Source organism: Marinifilum sp. (assembly GCF_965230805.1).
GTDB lineage: Bacteria > Bacteroidota > Bacteroidia > Bacteroidales > Marinifilaceae > Marinifilum.
In genome coordinates this window covers 22884-46304 of sequence record NZ_OZ246019.1, presented here as the reverse complement: position 1 = coordinate 46304, position 23421 = coordinate 22884, and the positions used below count along the sequence as shown (strand labels likewise).

At 39.7% G+C, this 23421-nt stretch carries 18 protein-coding genes; 16 read left to right on the top strand and 2 right to left on the bottom strand.

Annotated elements, in window-relative coordinates; translation table 11 throughout:
• Window positions 1-14: 14 nt before the first annotated feature.
• From ACO05S_RS00180 to ACO05S_RS00110, 15 genes are all read left to right on the top strand, one after another.
• A complete protein-coding gene (locus ACO05S_RS00180) occupies window positions 15-977 on the top strand; it encodes a hypothetical protein (RefSeq protein WP_421919533.1) in 963 nt (320 codons plus the stop codon).
• Between the two features lies 1 nt (window position 978).
• The gene (locus ACO05S_RS00175; RefSeq protein WP_421919532.1) at window positions 979-1188 is read left to right on the top strand and encodes a hypothetical protein; all 210 of its coding nucleotides are present in this window, start codon (window positions 979-981) and stop codon (window positions 1186-1188) included.
• A gap of 26 nt (window positions 1189-1214) precedes the next feature.
• Window positions 1215-1775, top strand: coding sequence for a hypothetical protein (locus tag ACO05S_RS00170; RefSeq protein WP_421919531.1), 561 nt, complete (start codon window positions 1215-1217; stop codon window positions 1773-1775).
• A gap of 3 nt (window positions 1776-1778) precedes the next feature.
• Entirely contained in the window at window positions 1779-3041 is a 1263-nt protein-coding gene (locus tag ACO05S_RS00165; RefSeq protein WP_421919530.1) for a 4Fe-4S binding protein, read from the top strand.
• 160 nt (window positions 3042-3201) lie between these two features.
• Entirely contained in the window at window positions 3202-5103 is a 1902-nt protein-coding gene (locus ACO05S_RS00160; RefSeq protein ID WP_421919529.1) for a PQQ-binding-like beta-propeller repeat protein, read from the top strand.
• 2 nt (window positions 5104-5105) lie between these two features.
• Window positions 5106-7445, top strand: coding sequence for an NAD(P)H-dependent oxidoreductase subunit E (locus ACO05S_RS00155; RefSeq protein WP_421919528.1), 2340 nt, complete (start codon window positions 5106-5108; stop codon window positions 7443-7445).
• A gap of 57 nt (window positions 7446-7502) precedes the next feature.
• Entirely contained in the window at window positions 7503-9035 is a 1533-nt protein-coding gene (locus tag ACO05S_RS00150; RefSeq protein WP_421919527.1) for a 2Fe-2S iron-sulfur cluster-binding protein, read from the top strand.
• 54 nt (window positions 9036-9089) lie between these two features.
• On the top strand, window positions 9090-10199 hold the full coding sequence (locus ACO05S_RS00145) for a PQQ-binding-like beta-propeller repeat protein (RefSeq protein ID WP_421919526.1): 1110 nt from the start codon (window positions 9090-9092) through the stop codon (window positions 10197-10199).
• Window positions 10200-10521: 322 nt separating this feature from the next.
• A complete protein-coding gene (locus tag ACO05S_RS00140) occupies window positions 10522-11202 on the top strand; it encodes an ABC transporter ATP-binding protein (RefSeq protein WP_421919525.1) in 681 nt (226 codons plus the stop codon).
• 11 nt (window positions 11203-11213) lie between these two features.
• A complete protein-coding gene (locus ACO05S_RS00135) occupies window positions 11214-12437 on the top strand; it encodes a PQQ-binding-like beta-propeller repeat protein (protein WP_421919524.1) in 1224 nt (407 codons plus the stop codon).
• Between the two features lie 114 nt (window positions 12438-12551).
• Complete coding sequence (locus tag ACO05S_RS00130; RefSeq protein ID WP_421919523.1) at window positions 12552-13421, top strand: ATP-binding protein; 870 nt, start codon at window positions 12552-12554, stop codon at window positions 13419-13421.
• 42 nt (window positions 13422-13463) lie between these two features.
• Window positions 13464-14657 carry a radical SAM/SPASM domain-containing protein gene (locus ACO05S_RS00125; protein ID WP_421919522.1) on the top strand — a complete coding sequence of 398 codons (1194 nt, stop codon included), beginning with the start codon at window positions 13464-13466 and terminating at the stop codon, window positions 14655-14657.
• A 110-nt stretch (window positions 14658-14767) separates the two neighbouring features.
• Window positions 14768-16348, top strand: coding sequence for a polyprenyl synthetase family protein (locus ACO05S_RS00120; protein WP_421919521.1), 1581 nt, complete (start codon window positions 14768-14770; stop codon window positions 16346-16348).
• 2 nt (window positions 16349-16350) lie between these two features.
• Entirely contained in the window at window positions 16351-17319 is a 969-nt protein-coding gene (locus tag ACO05S_RS00115) for a prenyltransferase/squalene oxidase repeat-containing protein (protein WP_421919520.1), read from the top strand.
• 12 nt (window positions 17320-17331) lie between these two features.
• Window positions 17332-19140 (top strand): prenyltransferase/squalene oxidase repeat-containing protein, encoded by a 1809-nt coding sequence (locus ACO05S_RS00110; protein ID WP_421919519.1) that lies wholly within the window; start codon window positions 17332-17334, stop codon window positions 19138-19140.
• A 142-nt stretch (window positions 19141-19282) separates the two neighbouring features.
• Here the strand turns inward: ACO05S_RS00110 and ACO05S_RS00105 are convergent, their stop codons facing one another.
• Entirely contained in the window at window positions 19283-20581 is a 1299-nt protein-coding gene (locus tag ACO05S_RS00105) for an exonuclease domain-containing protein (protein ID WP_421919518.1), read from the bottom strand.
• Window positions 20582-20842: 261 nt separating this feature from the next.
• Here ACO05S_RS00105 and ACO05S_RS00100 point away from each other — a divergent pair, with 261 nt between their 5' ends.
• Complete coding sequence (locus tag ACO05S_RS00100) at window positions 20843-22144, top strand: M18 family aminopeptidase (protein ID WP_421919517.1); 1302 nt, start codon at window positions 20843-20845, stop codon at window positions 22142-22144.
• 156 nt (window positions 22145-22300) lie between these two features.
• Here ACO05S_RS00100 and nrdB read toward each other — a convergent pair whose 3' ends face one another.
• Complete coding sequence (gene nrdB, locus ACO05S_RS00095; RefSeq protein WP_421919516.1) at window positions 22301-23413, bottom strand: class Ia ribonucleoside-diphosphate reductase subunit beta; 1113 nt, start codon at window positions 23411-23413, stop codon at window positions 22301-22303.
• Window positions 23414-23421: the final 8 nt, after the last annotated feature.

The following is a 23421-nucleotide window of genomic DNA, read 5'->3' as shown; positions in this document are numbered from 1 at the left end:
AAAAGGATATACATATGAAGAATAAAATGATTTTATGGTTTTCTGTTCTCTTGCTTGTGGTGCTCATTGCATTCATGGCTAAGGATCTGTTTACCACGGATGATCCGACTGATGAAAATGTTTATGAATACGACTTAAACTCTCTGCGTGAGGTTGATTCCAAATTAATTAGCCACAAGGAAAGCAAACAAATTAAAATCAATGCCGATGCCATACATGCCATTGCTACCGATCAGAACGATCAAATTTATGTTGGCACAGATAAAAATGTAATTGTACTGGATGCAGCAGGAGCTCTAATCAGCAATTTAAAACTGCGCCAGCCTGCCTCTTGTCTTACCATAATGGAAAATGGAAATATTGTGGTGGGTATGAGTACCCGTGTTGATATTAGAAAGCCCGATGGCAGTTTGAGAAATAGTTTTGTGGTGAAGGGAGAAAGAACTTATATCACTTCAATCGCCGTTCAGGACGGAAATATTTTCGTAGCCGATGCTGGCCATAAAATTATCCATCACTATGATATGGATGGGAATAAAATCAAAGAAATTGGAGGAGAAAACAAGGAGGAAGGAATCAAAGGATTTGTAATTCCAAGTCCGTTTTTCGACTTGCTGATAGGGCGCCAGGGAGAATTATGGGCGGTAAATCCGGGCCGACACGCCTTTGAAGCCTATAATTTCGAGGGTGAACAAATTTCCAACTGGGAAAGAACATCGATGAGTGTAGAAGGCTTTAGCGGATGCTGTAACCCATCGAACATTGCCATGCTTTCTGATGGTTCCTTTGTGACCGCAGAAAAAGGATTGGAAAGAATTAAAATACATCTCTCTTCCGGGGATTTTAAATCAGTGGTTGCTGCTCCCGAATTGTTCGAGGAGGGAACCATTGGAATAGACCTGGCAGTGGATTCAAACGACAGGATATTGGTTTTGGATCCAGTAAAAAGATTAATCAGAATTTTTGAAGCAAAATAGAATGGAAAGAAGAGATTTTTTGAGAAATGGTTTGAGAGGGCTAATTATTGCAGGATTAGCAGCCATTAGTGGCGTTTTTGTTTATCGCAATTACACAACACAGGAAACTTGTGAGTTTACAACTCCTTGTCAGGATTGTAAGAGCCTGAAGAATTGTCAGAAACCAGAAGGTTTAAAATACAAAAGAGATCAAAAAGCTTCGAATAATTGATAACTAGTTAGCAAATACTAGTCAGTATGAAAAAAGACAGAAGAGAATTTATTAATACCTGTTTTCGTTTTGCAGCCGGTGCCAGTATTGTTGGTGTTGCGGGAGTGTTGGCAAGCAAGAGTGCTAAAGGAGATTTCTTTTGGCAGCTCGACCCAACAAAATGTACGCAATGCGGACGCTGTGCAACAAGTTGTGTGGTAACTCCATCGGCAGTGAAATGCATCCATGTATACGACATGTGTGGTTATTGCGATTTGTGTGGGGGATATTTCCGTCCAAATGTGAAAAACCTGTCTACCGGGGCAGAAAATATGCTTTGTCCTACTGGTGCAATCAAACGAACCTATGTCGAAGATCCATATTTCAAATACGAAATTATAGACGATTTGTGCATCGCCTGTGGGAAATGTGTGAAAGGTTGTGGAGCCTTCGGAAATGGTTCCCTGCAATTACAGGTGAGCCACGATTTATGCGTAAACTGTAACGAATGTGCTATTGCACGCGATTGTCCTGCCGATGCATTTAAACGAGTTCCTCTAGACGAAGCTTACCAGTTTGCAGGCTTCAAAACCAATAAAAAGATTTAAGAAATGAAGAAAGTCTTTTCGATACTCTCTCTTTTACTATTATCGATAATTGATTTTGCCAGCTTTGCGCAAACTCAACGATTTCCAAGACCCGAGTTTGAGTCAGGCTACACACAGCCAGTAACTTCCATGCCCGATCCGCGAGCAGGAATTTTCGCATTGGTGGATGTATTGCTCCTGGTTGCAGCTCTAAGCCTGATTACCTGGTTTATCCACAAGAAACGTTCAAGAACAGGAGTTGTAATCACCTCCCTGTTCTCTATCATATATTTTGGATTCCTGAGAGAAGGCTGTGTGTGTTCTGTGGGATCGATTCAGAATGTGGTGCTGGCCTTGTTCAATCCAGGATATCATATCCCGCTTTCGGCACTTGCATTTTTTGTGATTCCTTTGGTATACACACTGTTTTTCGGAAGAACATTTTGCGCAGGTGTATGTCCTTTAGGCGCAGTGCAGGATGTATTCCTGTTAAGACCTGTGAGTTTGAAGAAATGGCTACAGAAGGTGCTTGGCTTAATCCCATGGATTTATCTTGGACTGGCAGTTCTTTACGCTGCTACCGGAACCGATTTTATCATCTGTAGATACGATCCTTTTGTAGGGATATTCAGGTTTAATGCTACTTTTTTCATGTTTGCCATTGGAGCAGCATTTTTGCTGATCAGTGTTTTTATTGCACGCCCATATTGTAGATTTCTATGTCCATATGGCGTGATTCTGAACCTGATAAGCAGAGTTTCTAAAAATCACCTAAGCATTACACCGGCAAGTTGTATTCAGTGTAAGCTTTGCGAGAATTCATGTCCTATCGATGCCATTAACAAGCCTGTTGAAGTGAAGCAAATGGAAGACAAGCGATCGGCAACCCGACGTTTTATTCTTTTGGCCATGATTATTCCTGCTTTAATGATAATTGGTGGTTGGGTGGTTTCCAATTTTCATGAGAATTTGGCCTTGGTTAATTCCAAAGTACGCCTGGCAAATGAATTGTTGCATTTCGATGCCAATACCATGAAAGAAAGCCTGGAGATTGAAGGGTTTAGAACTTCTGGTAAAACCAAGGAAGCTTTGTACCTGGAATCTGCCGAAATATTGAAACAATTCTATTACGGATCATGGATGCTGGGAGCCTTCATTGGCTTGGTGTTCGGATTGTCGCTGGCAGGATTAACAAGATACCGATACCGTGAAGATTACGAGGCAGACAAAGGTGAATGTGTGAGTTGTGCGAGGTGTTTGAAGTATTGCCCGGTGGAGAAGATTTAAGAATTAACAATTAATAATGAGTAATTAGAATGTAGAGAATTTTTCCCCTTCTGGATCCCAAAATAATGAAGAACAATGTAATCGGGAGTAAGAATAAGATGAAACAAAATTTTCAATTCTAAAATCGAAATAAAAATATTCAGTAGTAAATTACTAATCCATGAATAAGAATTTCAAAATAAGAAAAACCAATCTATCGCTGTGGAGAAACATTGCCATTGTGGCTGCTACTTTCTCCTTTATCATCTGCATGTTGGTGCTGGTGAATTACATTCAAATCAACCGAATTGATCCTGTGAATACAGAGCTTATTAATTCATTGGTAGAACGATTGGAAGAAAATCCAAACGATAACCAATTGCGAGAGCAGATTCGTGAAATGGATCTTTTGGTAAGAAAGGCTTACTTCACCAATCAGTGGCAGGTAAAAGCGGGAGGATATCTTTTGTTGCTGGGTGTAATCATTAGCGCAATAGCATTACAGATGTTCTATGCTGGTAAGCAAAAGTTACCGGAAATCAGCGAAAGCGAAGAAGAGAACATTATCCTTTTTAAGGAGAAAGCACGAAAATGGATTGGTGTGGGCGGTTTTGGATTGGTTGCAATTACTTTACTGATTGCTTTTTTAACTCATAAAGAGCTTGGAAACCAGTTTAGTCAGGCTGCTATTGTAGCGCAAACAACTCCTGAAGAAAGCAGCGATGTTGAGGTTGTGGAACCTATCAAAGAAGAAGTGGTAAAAGTAGAGCCAGCCGTAGAAGAAGAAATTAAGGAGGAGAACCCAACAGAAGAAATGCAAAAAGAGGAAAACAAACCTGCTGATCCTGTTGTGGAAGAAAAGAAAGAAGAGGTAGTTGAGAAGAAGGTAGAAGCTCCTGTCAAAAAAGTTGCTACGAGTTCTTATCCTACAAAAGAGATGATGGCAAACTTTCCTGCATTCCGTGGTGCCGGAGGCCAGGGAGTTTCCTATCAAAAAAATATCCCAACCGATTGGGATGGTGCAAGTGGTAAAAATGTGCTTTGGAAAGTGCAGGTGCCGATACATGCCTACAATTCGCCAGTAATTTGGGGAGATAAACTGTTTTTGTCTGGTGCCAATGCCAGTCAAAGAGAAGTGTATTGCTATGACCGCAATAGTGGAAAGCTAATATGGACCGAAAAAGCGGAAGGCATTGCGGGATCACCGGCTACATCACCCGAAGTTACACCTGATACAGGTCATGCTGCCTCAACCGTTACAACCGATGGAAAATCAGTATTTGCCATTTTTGCAAACGGAGATATTATTGCCCTTGATTTTAACGGAAAACAGAAATGGGCGAAGAACCTGGGAGTGCCTGATAATCATTACGGACACTCATCATCATTGCTGATCTTTAAGGATAAATTGATTGTACAGTTCGACCACAAGAAAGCAGCAAAGGTAATGGCACTTTCAACGGCCAATGGAGATGAGTTGTGGAGTACCAAACGAAAAGTTCGCGTTTCATGGGCATCACCTGTGATTGCTGAAATTGGTGGAAAAACCGAAGTTATTCTTGCAGCCGATCCTTGTGTTGCTTCCTATGATGTAAACACTGGACAGGAACTATGGAAATTGGATTGCATTACCGGTGAGGTTGGTCCTTCGGTAGCAGTTAGCGATGGAATTGTGTATGCCATGAACGAATATGCAAGCCTTGTGGCCATCAAGCCAGGTGAAAATCCTGAAGTTTTATGGGAAGCTTACGATTACCTGTCGGATGTTCCAAGTCCGATTCTTTCGGGCGATAACCTGTTTATTGTAACCAGTTACGGTGCTGTAGTGTGTTACGATGCCAAATCGGGAGAAATTCGCTGGGAACAGGAATTCGATAGTGGATTTTATGCATCGCCAATCCTGGTGGATGGAAATGTATATCTGCTCGACAGAGATGGGGTAATGCATATTTTCAAAGCTGATAAGGAATACCAGGAAATTGCAGCTCCTGCATTGGGAGAAAAATCGGATATGACACCAGCATTTGCTGATGGAAAAGTATACATCCGTGGAGAGAAACACCTTTATTGTATAGGGAAATAGTTATGATGGAGATTCAAAATATTGTTGATAAAATAATTGCTGAAAAAGGAAAGGATTCTGATAAGGTAATTCCGATTCTTCAGGCCATTCAGGGGAAGTTTAACTATTTACCCGAAGAAGCCTTAAAAAGAGTTTGTGAAACAACCGAAATTACCGAGTCTCAGATTACAGGAATCTCTACCTTTTACTCTCAGTTTCGACATCAACCAGTTGGGAAACACATTGTAAAGGTATGTGTGGGAACGGCTTGCCACGTAAAGGGAGCCAAACAAGTTTACGATAGTTTTAAGCGCGAATTAAACATTAGCGAAGGCGATACGGATGCCGAAAAACTGTTCACTGTTGAGGAAGTTGCCTGTCTGGGATGCTGTACCATTGCCCCGGTTGTTCAAATTGATGATGTAACCTACGGACATGTTGAAACCGGTAAGGTTGCGGAAATCATCGAGGATTTTAAAAATCTGGCGCCAAGCGAAGAGAAACAAGTTCGTGAAGTAACAGAGGATGGAATATCACAAGGTGAAATTCGAATTGGATTAGGATCGTGCTGTATCGCAAGTGGTAGCTCTGGCGTAAAGGAAGAGCTGGAGAGAACCCTTGCCGATAATCAGATAAAAGTGGATGTAAAACAGGTAGGCTGTGTTGGTGTGTGCAACCAGGTTCCTATGTTGGAAATTCACAAAGACGGTGAAGAAGCTGCCTTTTACACAAAAATCAATGCGAATGAGGTAAGTGAAATCATTAAAAAACACTTTCGCTCCGAAAGTTGGATGAGTCGCTTCAAAAACAGGTTCTACAATTATGCCGAGAACCTTACTTTTTCAGATATCCCAATCAGTTCGAACAGGTACAATGCCAACGAAGAAGATACGCCAATTGCAGAGTTTTTAAAGGGACAGGTAAATATTGCTACCGAATACAGGGGAGAGATCAAACCTTCGGATTTTGAAGAATACAAATCGAAAAATGGTTTCGAAGCCTTCGTTAAATGCCTGAAAGAGCTTTCGCAAGACGAGATCATTTCCCAAATAGAAGAAAGTGGTCTGAAAGGACGAGGAGGAGCAGGTTTCCCTTCTTTTATCAAATGGAATTTGGTGAAGAATGCCAAGGCCGATAAAAAATATATCATTTGTAATGGTGATGAAGGTGATCCGGGAGCTTTCATGGACCGAATGTTGTTGGAATCGTACCCATTCAGAGTAATAGAAGGAATTCTTATTGCAGCATATGCCGTAGGTGCCAGCGAAGGCCGTTTGTATATTCGAGCAGAGTATCCTTTGGCGGTTAGTCGGATTAAGGAAGGATTAGAGATTTGTAAAAAAGAGGGACTAATAGGAGAGGATATTTTAGGTTCAGGATTTTCTTTCGATTTAAAGGTTTTTGAAGGAGCAGGTGCATTTGTGTGTGGTGAAGAAACTGCACTGATTGCTTCCATAGAAGGGAAACGTGGGATTCCGGAATTGCGCCCGCCATACCCAGCCGAGAAAGGCTTATGGGAGAAACCAACATTGATTAATAATACTGAAACCCTGACTTTAGTGCCATTTATTATTCGCAATGGTGCGGAAAGTTTCAAGCAGATTGGAACCGATAATAGCAAAGGAACCAAAGTGTTTGCCTTGGCGGGTAAAATCAATCGAGGTGGTTTGATTGAGGTGCCAATGGGTATTACCATTCGCCAAATTGTAGAAGAGATTGGTGGTGGAATTGCCAATGGAAAGCAATTTAAAGCCTTACAGATTGGAGGTCCATCAGGAGGATGTATCCCAGCGAATATGTCAGATACGGCCATTGATTTCGACTCTCTGAAAGAGGTAGGAGCCATGATGGGATCGGGAGGATTAATCGTGTTGGATGAATCGGATTGTATGGTTGATATCGCACATTATTTCTTGTCATTTACTCAGGAAGAGTCCTGCGGCAGATGTACTTTCTGTAGAATAGGAACAAGACGAATGCTTGAGATCTTGGATAAAATTAAATCTGGAAAAGGAAAATTGAGCGACCTGGATTTATTGGAGCAATTGGCCATAAACACCCAAAAAGGGAGTATTTGTGGCTTGGGAAAAACCGCACCAAATCCTGTATTGTCAACATTAAAGTATTTTCGCCACGAATACGAGGCACACATCAAAGGTGAATGCCCGGCCGGAAAATGTGAGAACTTAATTCGCTACGAAATTAACGATGATTGCACCGGTTGTACCAAATGTGCTCAGCGTTGTCCGGTGGATGCTATAGAAGCAAAGCCTTACGAATTGCACAAAGTGGATAATGAATTGTGTATTAAGTGTGATATCTGTAAGCAGATTTGTCCGGTGGATGCGGTAGAAATTAAATAAAACTTGACGAGAGCTGATGGATTTTTAAAAACAGACCAGCTCAGAAATACGATACAAATGCCAACAATTAAAATAGATAATCAAAGCATTACAGTAGCCGAAGGAAGCAGCATTTTAAATGCCGCCCGATCTGCAGGCATTGAAATTCCAAGTATGTGTTACCTGGATGGATGCAGCAATCATCCAAGCTGCATGGTTTGTATGGTGAAAAACAATGCCAACCAGCAAATGATTCCTTCTTGTGCTACCAAAGTAGTTGATGGAATGGATTTGGCAAGCGAAGATGCGGAAGTAAAGGAAGCCAGGAAGGAAGCCATCGAGCTATTAATGAGCGATCATGTTGGTGATTGCGAAGCTCCTTGCCGTGTGGCTTGTCCGGCCTATATGGACATTCCGAAAATGAACCGATTCATTGCCAATAATCAGTTCGATAAGGCATTGAAAATTGTGAAAGAAGAAATTGCCCTTCCGGGGATTTTGGGATATGTATGTTCTGCACCTTGCGAAAAAGTTTGTCGCAGAAAGGATGTAGACCAAGCGGTTTCTATTTGTTTGCTCAAGCGCTTTTCTGATGAGGAAGCCAAAGAATATCTTCCTGAGAAAAAGAAAGCAAATGGGAAGAAAGTAGCTGTGATTGGTGCGGGACCTGCAGGATTATCGGCAGCTTACCATCTGTTGTTGAACGGATATGGATGCGAAATTTTCGAAAAAGAGGATAAAGCTGGTGGAAGCCTTCTGAATTCGATAGAAAATGACGAATTGCCTGGAGATATCCTGGTAAGGGAAATTGAAACTTTGAAGCAATTGGGGCTTGTGTTGAATATTAACCAGAAAATTACAAGAGAGCAGTTTACTTCGCTACCGCAAGATTTTGATGCAATAATACTTGCCAATGGTGCCAATGGTGAAGTTTTTGATTTAGAGAAAGGAAAATCAGGTCTACAGGTTGAAGTGGGAACTTATGCTACTTCCAGTTCAAAAGTATTTGCCTGTGGTAGTATCATTCGAGCACAAAAAATGGCTGTGAAAGCTGTTGCAATGGGAAAAGAGGCAGCTTGGTCGGTGCACGAATTTTTAAGTGCGGGAAAAGCAAAAGCAACTGAACGCCTTTTTAACTCAAGATTTGGTACACTTCGAAAAGAGGAGTTGGCTGAATATTTAAAGGAATCGCTTGAGGGAAATCGAGTTGAGGCAAAATCACCGAAAGGGTATACAAAACAGGAAGCTATTGAAGAAGCAAAACGTTGTATGCATTGCGATTGCAGGAAATTAGACAATTGCCGTTTAAGGGATTGTGCCGAGGAATACAAGATCGACCGCAGGAGGTTTGCTTTGGGCGAGAGAAATTCTGTTGTGAAATACATCAATCATGATTCGGTGATTTATGAACCTGAAAAATGCATTAAATGCGGATTGTGCATTGAAATCGCCGAAAGGCATGGCGAAAAAACCGGACTTACCAATATTGGTCGTGGTTTTACCGTTAAGGTAGCAGTACCTTTTAAGCAGGAATTGAATGAAGCGCTTAAGATTGCAGGCAGAGAATGTGCGGAAGCTTGTCCAACAGGAGCTTTATCAATGAATAATTAGTAATTAACAATGATATTGACTTGGCAGCCTTTTTAAAAACTGTCAGCTGTAGTTATGAAACAATTGATTTTAACCATATTAAGTGTAGTGATGAGTCTTGGCTCTATTGCACAAAACAAGCACAATTGGCTTTCGTTTCGTGGGAATACCGAATTGAAAGGTGTTACAGAGGCCGAATTGCCAAAGAATCCCTCCCTTTTGTGGTCGTTCAAAACGGGCGATGCCATTAAATCATCGCCCATTGTGCGAAATGGAATGATATACCTGGGTTCGAATGATGGCTGTTTGTATGCTTTAAATAAGGAGGGCAAACTAAAGTGGAAATTTAATGCTGAAACTTCGATAGAAGCTTCGCCCATGTACTTGGATGGAAATGTATATTTTGGGGCTTTGGACGGAACATTTTATTGCCTGAATGCCAGTACCGGAGAAGTAAAATGGAAATGGGTTACAGATGGACAGATTTCGGGTTCAGCCAATTGGTTTTACGATAAAAAAAGCAAGCAGAAAAGAATCCTTTTTGGTTCCTACGATTTTTTGCTGTATTGCCTCGATGCCAAAAGCGGGAAAAAACTCTGGACTTATGAATCGGACAATTACATAAACGGAGCAGCCTCGTGTAATGGCGAAATTGCGGTATTTGGAGGTTGCGATGGTTTCCTGCATCAGGTGGATGTAAATAGTGGGAAAGCAAAGAACAAGCTGGATATACAGACTTACATTGCTTCATCGGTGGCTTTGGATGGAAGCTACGCATTTTTTGGCGATCACGATGGTGAATTCTACTGTGTAGATTATCAAAAAAATCAGGTAAACTGGAAAAAGGAAGGAGCCATTTCTTATTTGGGATCACCTGCTATAAGCGATGATGTGGTGATAATTGGAGCAGAGAATCGACAAGTATATTGTTTCGAGAAAGAATCAGGAAAAATCAAATGGCAATTTAAAACCAGGAACAAAATAGAAGCATCGCCTGTTATTGCTGCTAATGCTGTTGTAATGGCTTCGGGTGACGGGCGAATTTACCTGTTGAACAAAGAGAATGGTCAGAAATTCTGGTCATACGAAATAGGAAGAGCATTAATTGCTACGCCTGCAGTGGTTGAAAAAATGATTGTGGTGACATCAATGGATGGATCTGTTTATGTCTTTGGAGAGAAGTAAAACCTTCTGAAAGCCCCGCAATGATTACTTATTTAGGCTATGGACGGCTTAGGTAGGCTATGGACGATGTTTTTAGGCTATGGACGGGTTAGGTAGGCTATGGACGATATTTTTAGGCTATGGACGATGATTTTTAGGCTATGGATTGAGCAAACTGCCCTATGGACGATGATTTAAAGCTATGGAAATACATTTTGAAGCGATGGGAAGATAAGAATGGCGAATGAAGCGGGGCTTTATCAAATAAAATGAGTATTAGAACGAAAAAAAGTGATTTGAAAATCGATTTGTAATATTTTAAGGATTCGAAAAACAAAAAAGAATGAAGATAGAATTAAAGCAAATTTCAAAATACTATCAGGTTCCGGGAAAGGAAAAAAGAATTGTTCTTGACGATTTATCCTTAAAAATAGAATCGGGTGATTCGGTGGCAATTGTAGGCCCTTCGGGCTCGGGCAAGAGTAGCTTGCTAAATTTGATTAGTTCATTGGATCAGGCCAATGCCGGAGTTATTCTGCATGCAGATAAAGACATATCAAAAGGAAACGAAGATGAAATAGCCAGCTTCAGAAACAGGAATCTGGGTTTCATTTTTCAATCGCATCACTTGCTTCCTCAGCTAAGTTTAATCGAAAATGTATTGGTTCCCTTGATTCCTGAAAAAGATAAAAAGCTAAGAATTGAGGCAGAACAAAGGGCTAAGGAATTGATTGATTTTGTTGGTTTATCAGATCAAATTAGTCAGTTGCCCGGGCAAATGTCGGGCGGAGAATGCCAAAGAACGGCTGTGGTGCGTGCACTAATTCAGCAACCTGGCTTGTTATTGGCTGATGAGCCTACGGGTTCCTTAGACAAGCAATCGGCTGAACAGCTAGGAGATTTATTGGTATCGATTAACGAAAAACAAAAAGTAACGCTGGTGGTGGTTACGCACTCCATGGATCTGGCAAAGAAAATGAAGAAAATATACAAACTTGATAACGGAAAATTATCTAAAATTTAAATCCCTTACCTATGAAAAACTACATTTTATTATTGTTGGCATTCTTGCTGTTTTCATGTACCCCAAAACAGAAAAAAGTAAGCGAATGGAGAGGTGAAAACCGCTCGGGAACCTATGCAGAAACAAATCTCTTAAAAGAATGGCCAAAAGATGGACCTAAACTACTTTGGGATACTGAAGGCTTAGGAAATGGCTATGGATCGCCTGTTGTTACTGAAAATAATATCTATCTGAATGGCGAAATTGATAGCATTGCCTATCTGTTTGCCATGGATTTGGAAGGGAAGATGCTTTGGAAAACCGAGTTTGGCAAAGATTGGATGAAGAATTACATTGGATCTCGTTCTGCTCCCACTGTGGTAGGCGATTTGGTTTATGTGGCTTCCGGTATGGGAGATGTTGCTTGTATCCATGCTGAAACAGGAGTGTTAAAGTGGAAAATCAATATCCTGGAAAAATTTGAAGGTAAAAATACACGTTTTGGATATTCTCAATCTCTTTTGGTAGATGGTGATTTGGTATTTGCAGCGCCTGGTGGCAAAGAGAAGAACATTATTGCATTGGATCGATTTACGGGTGAAACCAAATGGATCAATTCGGGAGTTGGAGAAATGCCTGCTTATTGTTCTCCTTTGTTAATTGAGTATTCAACAAAAAATGTATTGGTAACATTTTCGGAACATGCATTGTTGGCGATTGAGTCGCAAACAGGCAAAACTTTATGGACTCATCAGCAAGATACCACCAAAGGAGATGTTAACGGAAATACCCCGATTTATGAGGATGGATATTTGTACTACGTTACGGGATGTGGAAATGGTGCCGTAAAGTTAAAATTGGAAGAAGATGGTACTAAAATCACGGAAGTGTGGAGAAACGAAGAACTGGATAACATTATGGGTGGTGTTGTAAAGCTAAATGGGAAAATTATTGCTTCGGCACATCGCAAAAAAGTTTGGAAAAGTGTTGATGCCGAAACCGGCGAAACCAGAGATACTTTGAAGTTTGGAAGAGGCGCTACCATTGCTGCTGATGGTATGTTGTATTGCTATAACGAAAGAGGACAGGTTGGTTTGGTGAATGTTACACCTGAGAACATGGAAGTAGTTAGCAAATTTAAAGTTACCAAAGGAAGCAAAGAGCACTTTGCTCAACCGGTAATTGCCAAAGGTGTATTGTATATCCGTCATGGAGATGCATTAATGGCATACGATGTAAAAGCAATTAATAATTAACAAAGAGTAATTACTAATTGTTAGAAGAAGAAATAGAATTAAAGTTTCAGCAATTTGTTTTTTACACAAGAGCAATTTCTTGATACTTGAATCGTGATACTTAAAATCTAGACTATGAGTAAGCAGATATTTATTTGTGGATGCGAGAAAGATGGAAAAATCGAAAAAGAGTCGGTTGAGAAATTGATGCAGACTTTGGAGGAGAAGAATATTGGTTTCACTTATATTGAAGATATGTGTGGTACAATTCTTAAGAATCCAAAGGATTTGGAAAGTCTGTACACAGCCAAAGAAGCTGTCGTTTTTGGCTGTCAGGCTCGTGCCATGCAGAACTTGCTTGATAATTCAGGAGGTAGAAAAGAAGATCTTACAAGCGAATATCACCATATTGATGATGAGGGCAAGGATGAATTGATTTCGAGCCTGGAATCAGGAACTGGAGAACCCTTGCAAATTAAATATTCTGACGACTGGAAACCTTGGTATCCGGTGATTGATTATGAGCGTTGCAATGGGTGCAGAAAGTGTTTGAATTTTTGCTTGTTCAGCGTTTATTCGGTTGAGGATGATGGAACGGTAGTGGTATCGTCTTCAGCAAATTGTAAGGATATGTGTCCGGCTTGTGCCAGAGTTTGCCCGCAAAATGCAATTATCTTCCCGAAACATGCCGAAAGTCCGATAGATGGAGGAGAAGGAGATGGATTGCAGATGGAAAAAACAGATATCCTGGAGCAAATCCAAAACGATGATGTTTATTCGGTACTGAGTGCCAGGAGAAAGAATTTCCAGGTTTCTTTGCTGAAGAAGGACCAGTTGCAAATGGCAGAAGAAGAACGCCGGGCATGTTGCAGCGGAAGCGAAAAGAAAGAGGAGAAAAAGGAAGAGAAGTGCGATTGCGACTGCAATTGTAAAGATCAACCGGAAGCAAGTTGCGACTGTGATTGCGATTGCAAGGATGGTGATTCAGGTTCTTGTTGTTGTTAGAGATCTGTAAATACCATATCTATTATCTAAAAACTATTGTTAATGATTTTTTCGTTAGGATCGAGAATATTGCGCACCGTTGATTTAATGTTGCTTTGGAAGCTTGGTTACAACCTGGGTTTTAAAGGAATGAAGGCTGTGGCCAAACATAAAAAGCGCCTGAAAAAGGGAGAGTTGTATCCCGCATTTATGATGATTTCGGTTACTGATAATTGTAACCTGAACTGTCAGGGTTGTTGGGTAACCATCAACAACACCTCCAAAGGCATGGATGTGGAAACCTTGGAGAACATTATCAATTCAAGCAAGAAGAAAGGCTCCTTCTTTTTTGGATTATTGGGAGGTGAACCCTTGATGTATCCCCAGTTGCTGGAAGTAATAGAGCGTCATTCCGATTGCTATTTTCAGTTGTTCACAAATGGTACATTACTAAGCGATGATATTGCTCAAAAACTAAGGGCATTGGGAAATGTATCACCTTTAATTAGTGTGGAAGGTTTGCAGGATGTAAGCGATGTTCGACGTGGTGCCAATAACGTTTTTTGCAGAACCATGAGCGGAATCGAATCGGCAACCCGCAACAAACTATTTACCGGTGTTGCTACCAGTGTTTGTAAATCTAATTTTAAAGATTTGGTGAGCGAAGAATTTGTGAATTCCTGCATCAAAAAAGGAGTTCATTACTTGTGGTATTACATTTATCGACCAGTGGGAGAGCGTCCAACAACAGATCTGGCTCTTTCTGAAGAAGAAATATTGGAACTTCGCCGATTCATGGTCGATATTCGGGTAAAAGCACCTTTAATGATAATTGATACCTATTGGGATGAGAAAGGAAATGCGATTTGTCCGGGTGCCATAGGTTTATCTCATCACATTAACCCTTACGGGGATATTGAATTCTGTCCGCCAATTCAGTTTGCAGGCGAAAGTGTTGGCGATGGATCGGATTTGGCAAGTGTGATTGAAAATTCAAACTACCTGTCAAGACTCAGGTCAGGAATAAAAGAGAGAACGCAAGGCTGTATTTTATTGGACGACCCTGAGCATTTAAGCAGCATGCTCGAAGAGGTACATGCCTACGATTCATCAAAAAGAAATAAAGCATTCGAGGAGCTAAAAAAAATGAAACCATGTGCGGGTCATCATATCCCGGGAAAGGAAATTCCTGAAAAATCCTGGGTTTATCGATTTGCAAAGAAATATTCATTTTTTGGATTTGGTGCCTATGGTTAATTTTTAATGATGATTATCGTAATTAACAAATAAATAACAGCTAGATGAAAGGGATGTCTTTTCTATTAGTTTTTTCTTACATCTTATATCTCAAATCTGGAATCTAAAAAATGATTTTAAGAAAAGATCAGATAAATACCAATTTAGGAAATGCACTACCGCAAACTCCTGAGAAGTTAAAGCAAATCAGGAATTTGATACGTGATTATGCTGCCGAAACAGAAATTATTCCTCCTTTACAGGAATCGGAGGTGATTTTTCATTCCGCAGAATTGATAAAGTTGCATCCTGAGTTGTTCTTATATCAAAAACTCTTGGCCGTAATGATTAATAATTTTGCCTGGCAGAATGTTGTAGGTGGTATTCCTTTTAATCGCAGAATATTACTGCTGCCAAAGTGCTTTAGTCATGCCAAATGCCCTGCAAAATTCGATGAACTGGGTCTGCTTTGCGAACAATGCGGCAGATGCGATTTGGCGGATATTATTTCTAAAGCCGATGAATTGGGCTACCACACAATTGTTAGTGAGGGTACTACATCGGCCAGTTTATTGCTCGCTTCGGGCAAGGTAGAGTGTGTTGTAGGTGTTGGTTGTTTGCACTCTTTCGAAAGATCTTTTCCGTTGGCAGTAAAAGAAGCCGTACCTTCCATAGCTATTCCGCTCTACAATAACAATTGTAAGAATTCAAAAGTTGATGAGATTTGGTTAAATGAAGTTCTTGCCAATAGAAAGGAAAGCAATTGGCATGGATGGATTGATTTGGATCAATTAAAAAAAACTGTTAAATCGTGGTTTAACAAGGATAACTTGAGAAATTTCTTTGATTACACAGATGATACTGTTAATATTGCAATCAATTGGATAGAGAAAGACGGAAAACGCTGGCGTCCATTAATCATGACAGCGGTTTATGATGCACTCACCAGCAAATTGGGAGAGTATGACGAAACCATTCGAAAATTGGCAGTTTCCATAGAGTGTTTTCATAAAGCATCGCTTGTGCACGACGACATTGCAGATGATGATGATGAAAGATATGGTAAGCCCAGCCTGCACAAGGAGTTTGATGTACCTGTTGCTTTAAATGTTGGAGATTTAATTGTAGGATATGGTTACCAAATGATTGCCGAATCGGGTGCAAAGCATATCAAAAGTTTACTAAAGGTAGCCTCTCGTGCTCATCGCGATTTGTCATTGGGACAAGGAGAAGAGCTACTATGGCGATCGAACGGTAAATTGCTAAGCCGGGAAGAAATTATTAGAATATTTAGCAACAAAACTTCTCCGGCTTTCGAGGTAGCCTTGCAATTTGGAGCCATTCAGGCGAATGCAGGAAACGATGTTATGGAGGTGATAACCGAATTCAGTACAGCATTGGGGATTGCTTATCAAATTAATGATGATTTGGAAGATTTCAGGCAAAGTGAAATTGCCAGTGGATTTAATACAGTTCAACCATCATTGGTTTCCTGTATTTTAAATGAAAAACATCCCGACAAGATGGAGAAATGGAGGCTAAAACAGGATTCGGATATCTTAAAATGGGATGAAACCAAAGAGGCCATGCATGAAGCAGAAGAAATGTTAGCTGAGTACAAAGGCAAAGCAATGAAAAGCTTATGCAAGCTGTCCAATTTAAATTTAAAAATATTATTAACTCGATTATTAAATCGGATTGTAGCTGAATAAATATGAATAATCAATCAATCAATTGCAACCAAAAAATATTGGAAGCCTTGTTAAGCGCAAGAGAAGTCTTAAGTGAAGATGCTCAAAATCGTATCATTTCGTTTTTACACTCTCAAAAATGTGAGTCTGGTGGATTTGTTGATAAGGCAGGCAAATCAGACCTATACTATTCGGTTTTTGGGTATACGCTTGCCTTGGTTTTTGATATGAAATTAAATCTTGATCAGGAGAAAAATTTCCTTGCAGAATTTGATCAGAGAAATCTTGATTTTGTTCATTCGGTATGCTTGGTGCGAGCTTTCTATTTGGTTCATCTTATCGATATCAGGCAAAAATCGGGATTTAATGCTTCAAAATACTTAAGATTCAATTTTGCCAAAAACCTGATAATAGGACAACTGGTTACAAGAACCATGAGTGATTGTACTGAAGTACTTTGGGATTTGGAGAGTTATATTGCAGGTGACGAAGGATACAATCACAATGCAAAGGAGGAAGAACAATCAACGGTTTATGCGAATTATTTAATGTGGACCCTGTATCAGGATCTGCAAATAGAAGCAGATTCAATTGAAGAAATACAAAATGCAAATCTTTCATTAATCTTGGATAATGGTTCTTATGCGAATGAAAGCAACAGTTCCGATGGGGTTACTTCTGCTACTGCAGCTGGTATGATGATGAACTTGGGTAATGAAAAAAGTAAGGAATGGTTGCTTGAAAGGAGATCGAAGAAAGGTGGATTTGTGGCTGCCAAGGATGTGCCGGTTTCGGATTTACTATCAACAGCCACTGCATTGTTGGCTATAAAAATGTCCGGAGAAAAAATGGAATCCTTTAGCGAAAATTCTCTGGATTTCATTAACCTTCACTGGGACGAATCAGGCGGATTTTTTGGAAGCATAGCAGATACAAACTGTGATGTAGAATATACCTATTATGCTCTTTTAGGTTTGGGTGTTTTATCTTGATGACATTTCAGGATGAATTGCAATCAAATTCAGTCGATCAAGAAAAAATTGGATGAGTACATTCTTTCCCTTCGAAATGAAAAGGGATATTGGGATGGAAAATTATCCAGTAGTGCATTATCAACTGCTGTAGCAGTTTTTGCTCTTTGGAAATACGATAAGGAGAAATACGATTTACAGATTAGCAGGGGACTAGTTTGGTTGGCTAAGAATGTAAATTTAGATGGAGGCTGGGGCGATTCCATTCGAAGCAAAAGTAATTTGAGTACTACCTTGCTTACCTGGGCCTGCTTTTCAATTGCAAAAGATCGCCCTGAATTTACTGAAACCATACAGAAAGCTGAAAATTGGTTAACTGATCGTTTAAAAAACCTAGATCCCGAATCAATTAGTTCGGCTGTTTTGAATCACTATCAAAAAGATCAAAGCTTTTCGGTTCCCATATTATCCATGTGTGCTTTGGCGGGCCGATTGGGAGATAAAGGCTGGAAACTTGTTCCGCAACTTCCTTTTCAATTGGCAGTTTTTCCAGATCAGTTCTTTAAGTTTCTCAACTTATCGGTGGTAAGTTATGCCATTCCCGCGCTGATAGCCATAGGCTTGGTAAAATCAAGAAATAGCAGGCAAAGCTTGCTGATGCGAAAGCTAAACCGGTTGGTGAAACCAAAAGTTCTTCAGATTTTGGCAGAAAAACAGCCCCATAAGGGTGGCTTTTTGGAAGCCTCACCTTTAACCGGATTTGTATTGATGAGTTTGATAGGAGCAGGCGAGAGAAAATCGGAGGTCTGCAAGAAAGCTGCCAACTTTTTAGAACAATCCATTCGCCATGATGGTTCCTGGCCAATTGATACACATTTGGCCACCTGGGTAACATCATTGTCTGTAAATGCACTGGATCATGAGCACTTGTCTCAATTGTCAGAAAAACAGAAGCTTACTGATTATTATTTAGACCATCAATTAAAGAAAATTCACCTATTTACCAAGGCAAAACCAGGAGGTTGGGCATGGACTCATTTGCAGGGAGGAGTACCTGATGCCGATGATACTTCGGGGGCACTAATTGCACTGCATAAATTAAACGAATATCAGGATATTCCCATAGATGCCATAAAAAATGCCGTGAATTGGTTAATTGACCTTCAGAACAATGATGGAGGAATGCCTACTTTCTGCAAAGGTTGGGGCAAATTGCCATTCGACTGTTCTTGTCCCGATATCAGTGCACATGCCATTAAAGCATTGTCGCTTTGGCGCGATAAAATGGATGTACAGACCAGAACTAAGCTCGATAAAAGTATGCAAAAGGCATGGAAGTATTTGCAGAAATCTCAACTGGCTAATGGTTCTTGGTTGCCTTTATGGTTTGGAAACGAGGACGATGTTCAGCATGAAAACCCTGTGTATGGAACGTCAATAGTATTATACTCTATAAGTAGTTTAAAACCAGATGCATTAGTAGGTTTTTCTAAAGTTAAGCGTAAAGCAATAGACTTTCTGCAAGCATCACAAAATGAAGATGGAGGATGGGGAGGAAACACAAACTTAATATCTACCATCGAAGAAACATCTTTAGCCATTCGTGCTTTGGCATCTCATAAAAAAATAGAGAACGTAGACCAAGCAATGCATTGGTTCGAATTGCATCTTCCAAAAGATTTAAATGATGTTAAAGCTGCGCCAGTAGGCTTGTATTTTGCTTCGCTGTGGTATTATGAAGATCTTTATCCGTTGGTATTTGCAAGCTCTGCCTTACATGAAACCATTAAGTCGCTTACAAATAGCGAGTGTTCCACTGCGAGTGAAGCAAAGCTTGAATAATCCTGCTATCCCTGATTTGAATCAGGGATTATGAGTTGAGAATTTTTAATTCTTAAGAAGATTTCGGATTTGAAATCCTTTCCTCAAAACCTGTAAATTACAAATTTACTGGAGCAAAAAAGCGCAAAATCACGTGCTAAAACTATTCATTATCAACCACCACCCCAATCATTTCCCAAAATACCTTCTCATCTATCACATTAACATGATATTCCATGGCTTTTCGGTTTTTGCGTCCTTTACCGGAAAATTGCTCTGCGTGCGCCGTAATCAGGTAATCTACATTTTTGGAAACTACACGTTTCACAATTAAGCCACGCTCCTTAACCAATTGCTGAGCCAGTTCACGATCAATGCGTTTGCCATTCATCTTGCAGTTTAGGTGACCCGAGAAACAAACGCTTTTTCCTGCTAAAGATTTCAACTGTTTTTGAATTCCCGGTGTTGTAATGGGAATCTTGGTACGTTCGTATTCTATCAATAAATCCATTTCTTTTGGCAGGATGCAAAGCAAATCAGAAACCAAATTCAGATCATCCATTTCGGCATTGGTAAGAATTTCATCTAAAAGGTAAATGCGAATTAGCTTGCGCAGATATTCTTCGTGAATTTCCATTACCTGATCTTTGGATAGCTTGTAGGCAGTGGCAAGATCAACCAGAGAAATGATCTCTTTTTCTTCCAAAATACGATCTGCCAAAGCACGATCCAATACATTTAAATACTGTCGAACAGGAACCGAATCGCCGGCACTTGAGGTTAATCTGTTCAGCAGATCGTAAAGCTTTGTTTTCTGAATGTTAGCGATGTTCTTTGCTTCGTTGCGCTTCATAAAAATGTTGCGCTCTTTCGGACAATCTTTAATATCAGTAACATGCAAAAAGTTCTCTACAAACTTTTCCAATTCAAATTCCTGCGCATATAAATTTTTTAGAATTGAGAATAATTTTGCTGTGGCCAGAGAATCAGATTTGGCACTATGACGCACCGAAAAATCGATATCGTAATAGGAACACAACTGTTCCAAACGACGCAAGCCCGATTTGGGTGCAACCAAATTAAACAATTTTAGTGTGCAGATCCCTTTTAACTTCGGCATACTGCCATTTAAAATGGGTTCTAAGAATCGAACTGCAAAATCCAGATCATGAGCAACCAGGGTTTTCCCATTCAGACGAGAAAGAATGTCTGGCACAATATCTTTAGCAGAAGGGGCGTTTTTTACCATTTCGTCGGTAATCCCATGAATTTGGAAGCCTTCGATATCTTTTCCCGGGTGCACAAGCGTTACATAACTGTCTAATAATTCTCCATTCCAGTTAACGGTTTGAATCGAGAGTTCAACCAGATGATCACCTTGCAGAGGAGAAATACCGGTGGTTTCTAATGAAATAATTGCAAATTGATGATTGTAGAGTTCCAGTATCGGATCGTTTGTCATACTTGGTTTTTATTAGGGTAATCAGATAAGAGCAAATATAATATTTAGGAGAAAATTATGAGCAGATTAAGTAGTTAAAGTGTATAAACTGCCTGAAGTGAAAACTGCCTGCAGTTAAAAGTGTTAATCACTTTAAGTATTTTAGGCTCTAATATTACTTTTCTGAGAAAGGCTCATTCCAATCGAATAACTCATTATTAATTCTAAGAAATAACGTAGATTTGAAATTCAAATTTTATAGACAATATTAAAACACATACTATGAGTAACACCAAACAACAAGCACAAGAACTAATTGATTTTATACATGGCAGTCCAAGTACCTATCATGCAGTAAATAATATCCGTAAAGAATTAAATGAGGCGGGATATCAGGAATTGGATCTTCGTGATGAATGGACAGTTGAAAAGGGAGGAAAATACTTTACAACTAAAAATGGTTCTGCCATTTTCGCTTTTCAGCTTGGAACAGGTGAGATTGAAGAAGAAGGATTTCAAATGATATGTGCCCACTCTGATGCACCAGGATTTAAAATTAAGCCAAATCCTGAAATCGAAGTCGAAGGAAACTACATCAAGTTAAATACAGAAGTTTATGGTGGCCCGATCTTAAATACCTGGATGGATCGTCCTCTTTCCATTGCAGGGCGTGTATCAGTGCAATCGAACGATCCTTTGCAGCCAGAGCATTTGTATGTAAAAATCGACCGCCCTTTAATGGTGATTCCTAATTTGGCAATTCACCTGAACCGTGCAGTAAACGAGGGTGTGGCATTAAACAAGCAGAAGGATATGCTTCCATTGCTTTCTATGATTACCGAAGAAATGGAGAAAGACAATTGTTTGGTGAAATTAATCGCCAACGAATTGAAAATTGATGCAGAATCCATTATCGATTTTGATGTGAACTTGTTCGAGCTTGAGAAAGGATCGATTTTTGGTTTAAACGATGAGTTTATTTCGTCATCGCGATTGGATGATTTGGCCATGGCTCATGCAGGTTTAAAAGCACTTTTATCGGTTGGTAACTCTAAAAAGACACAAATGCTTGCCATATTCGATAACGAAGAAGTAGGCAGTGTAAGCAAGCAGGGAGCGGGTTCCCCGGTATTGCGTCACATTCTTCAACGCATTGTTTTTAAATTGGGTAAGGATATGGAATCTTTGCACCGTGCCATTTACAGCTCATTTATGATTTCGGCAGATATGGCTCATGCCGTTCACCCAAATATTGGCGAGAAGCACGATCCTACCAATCGTCCGTTCATCAATAAAGGTCCGGTAATTAAGATCCATGCCAATCAAAAATATACTACCGATGGTGATTCGGGAACTGTATTCGAAACACTATGCAAGAATGCTGATGTTCCTTACCAAAAGTTTGTGAACCGTTCCGATTTGGTTGGAGGCAGCACTTTAGGGAATGTGTCAACAGGGCAGGTTGATATCCGTACAGTGGATATTGGAAATCCGATGTTTGGCATGCACTCGGTTCGCGAAACGGGTGGAGTAGAAGATAATGCTTACGTTCGCAAGGTGTTTGCTTATTTCTTTGGCTTGTAAGCTGATTTCAATTAAAAATATTGTCACCGTTTTCACTGATTGTGGCGAATATCTTTAATTGAACTTGCAGATAAAATAGAAAAAAGAGACTTCCGGTTGATACCACGAAGTCTCTTTTGTTATACCAGCTTTATAGCGGTGTATTAAAATGATCCCCTAAACATTAAAATCGTCATCATTTACATCCATATCAATTCCACCTACCACATAGGAACTGATTTCGGTTTCCTGAGGCAATACCTCTACGGCATCATTTCGAAGCCAATGATCCATCCAGGAAAGCGGATTGTTCTTTTCATTGTAAATTGGTTTTAGACCAATTCCCTTTAGCCTTTTATCGGTCATGTGTTTCATGTATTTAATCAGAAGTTTGTCATTTAATCCGATAATTGAACCTTTCTCGAATAGATATTCTGCCCAGCGCATTTCTTGCTCAGCAGCATCTTTATACATGGCATATACTTCATCATCCAAACCTTCAATAATTTCAGCAAAGCCTTCTTCTTCATTGCTTCGCAAATCTCGAATCATTTTTTGAGTAATGGCCAAATGTTCATTTTCATCGCGGGCAATAAACTTGATAATTTTTGCATTCCCTTCCATTTTTTTGTTTTCAGCAAAAGCAAAGGAACAGGCAAAAGAAACATAAAAGCGTACTCCTTCAAGAATATTAACCGAAACCAAAGCCAAATAAAGCTTCTTCTTAAGGTCTTCTAATTCAATTGTATTCTTATCGGTCATTCCCAATTGTTGAGCCTGATATTTAATTAAATAATGATAGAAATCGTTATAATGGTCGGTCACCGAACCGGCACGTTCAACAATCATCTCGTTGGTCATGATGTCATCGAATATCTTTTCAGGACTGGTATAAACATTCTTAATGATGTAAGAATAGCTCATGGAATGGATGGTTTCGAAAAAATCCCAAATGATAATAGCTTCTTCTACTTCGGGTAGTGTTACCACTTGCCCAAAGGTTAAAAAAGGTGAACGTCCCTGCACACTATCAAGCAGAATCTGGTATTTTAAATTCTCAGTAAAAATAAATTTTTCTTGCTCCGAAAGGGTGTTAAAATCGTTGATATCTTTAATTAGAGATATTTCCTCGGGACGCCAAAAGAAACTCAACATTCTTTGCGATAAGTTTTCGTAGAAAGGATACTTCTGAATATCGTATCGCTGAACATTTTTTCCCTGTCCAAAAAACATTTTTTCGGTAAGAAAATCAATTTTATTGTCGTTGTATAAACTTGGTTTATTAGTCATTACAATAT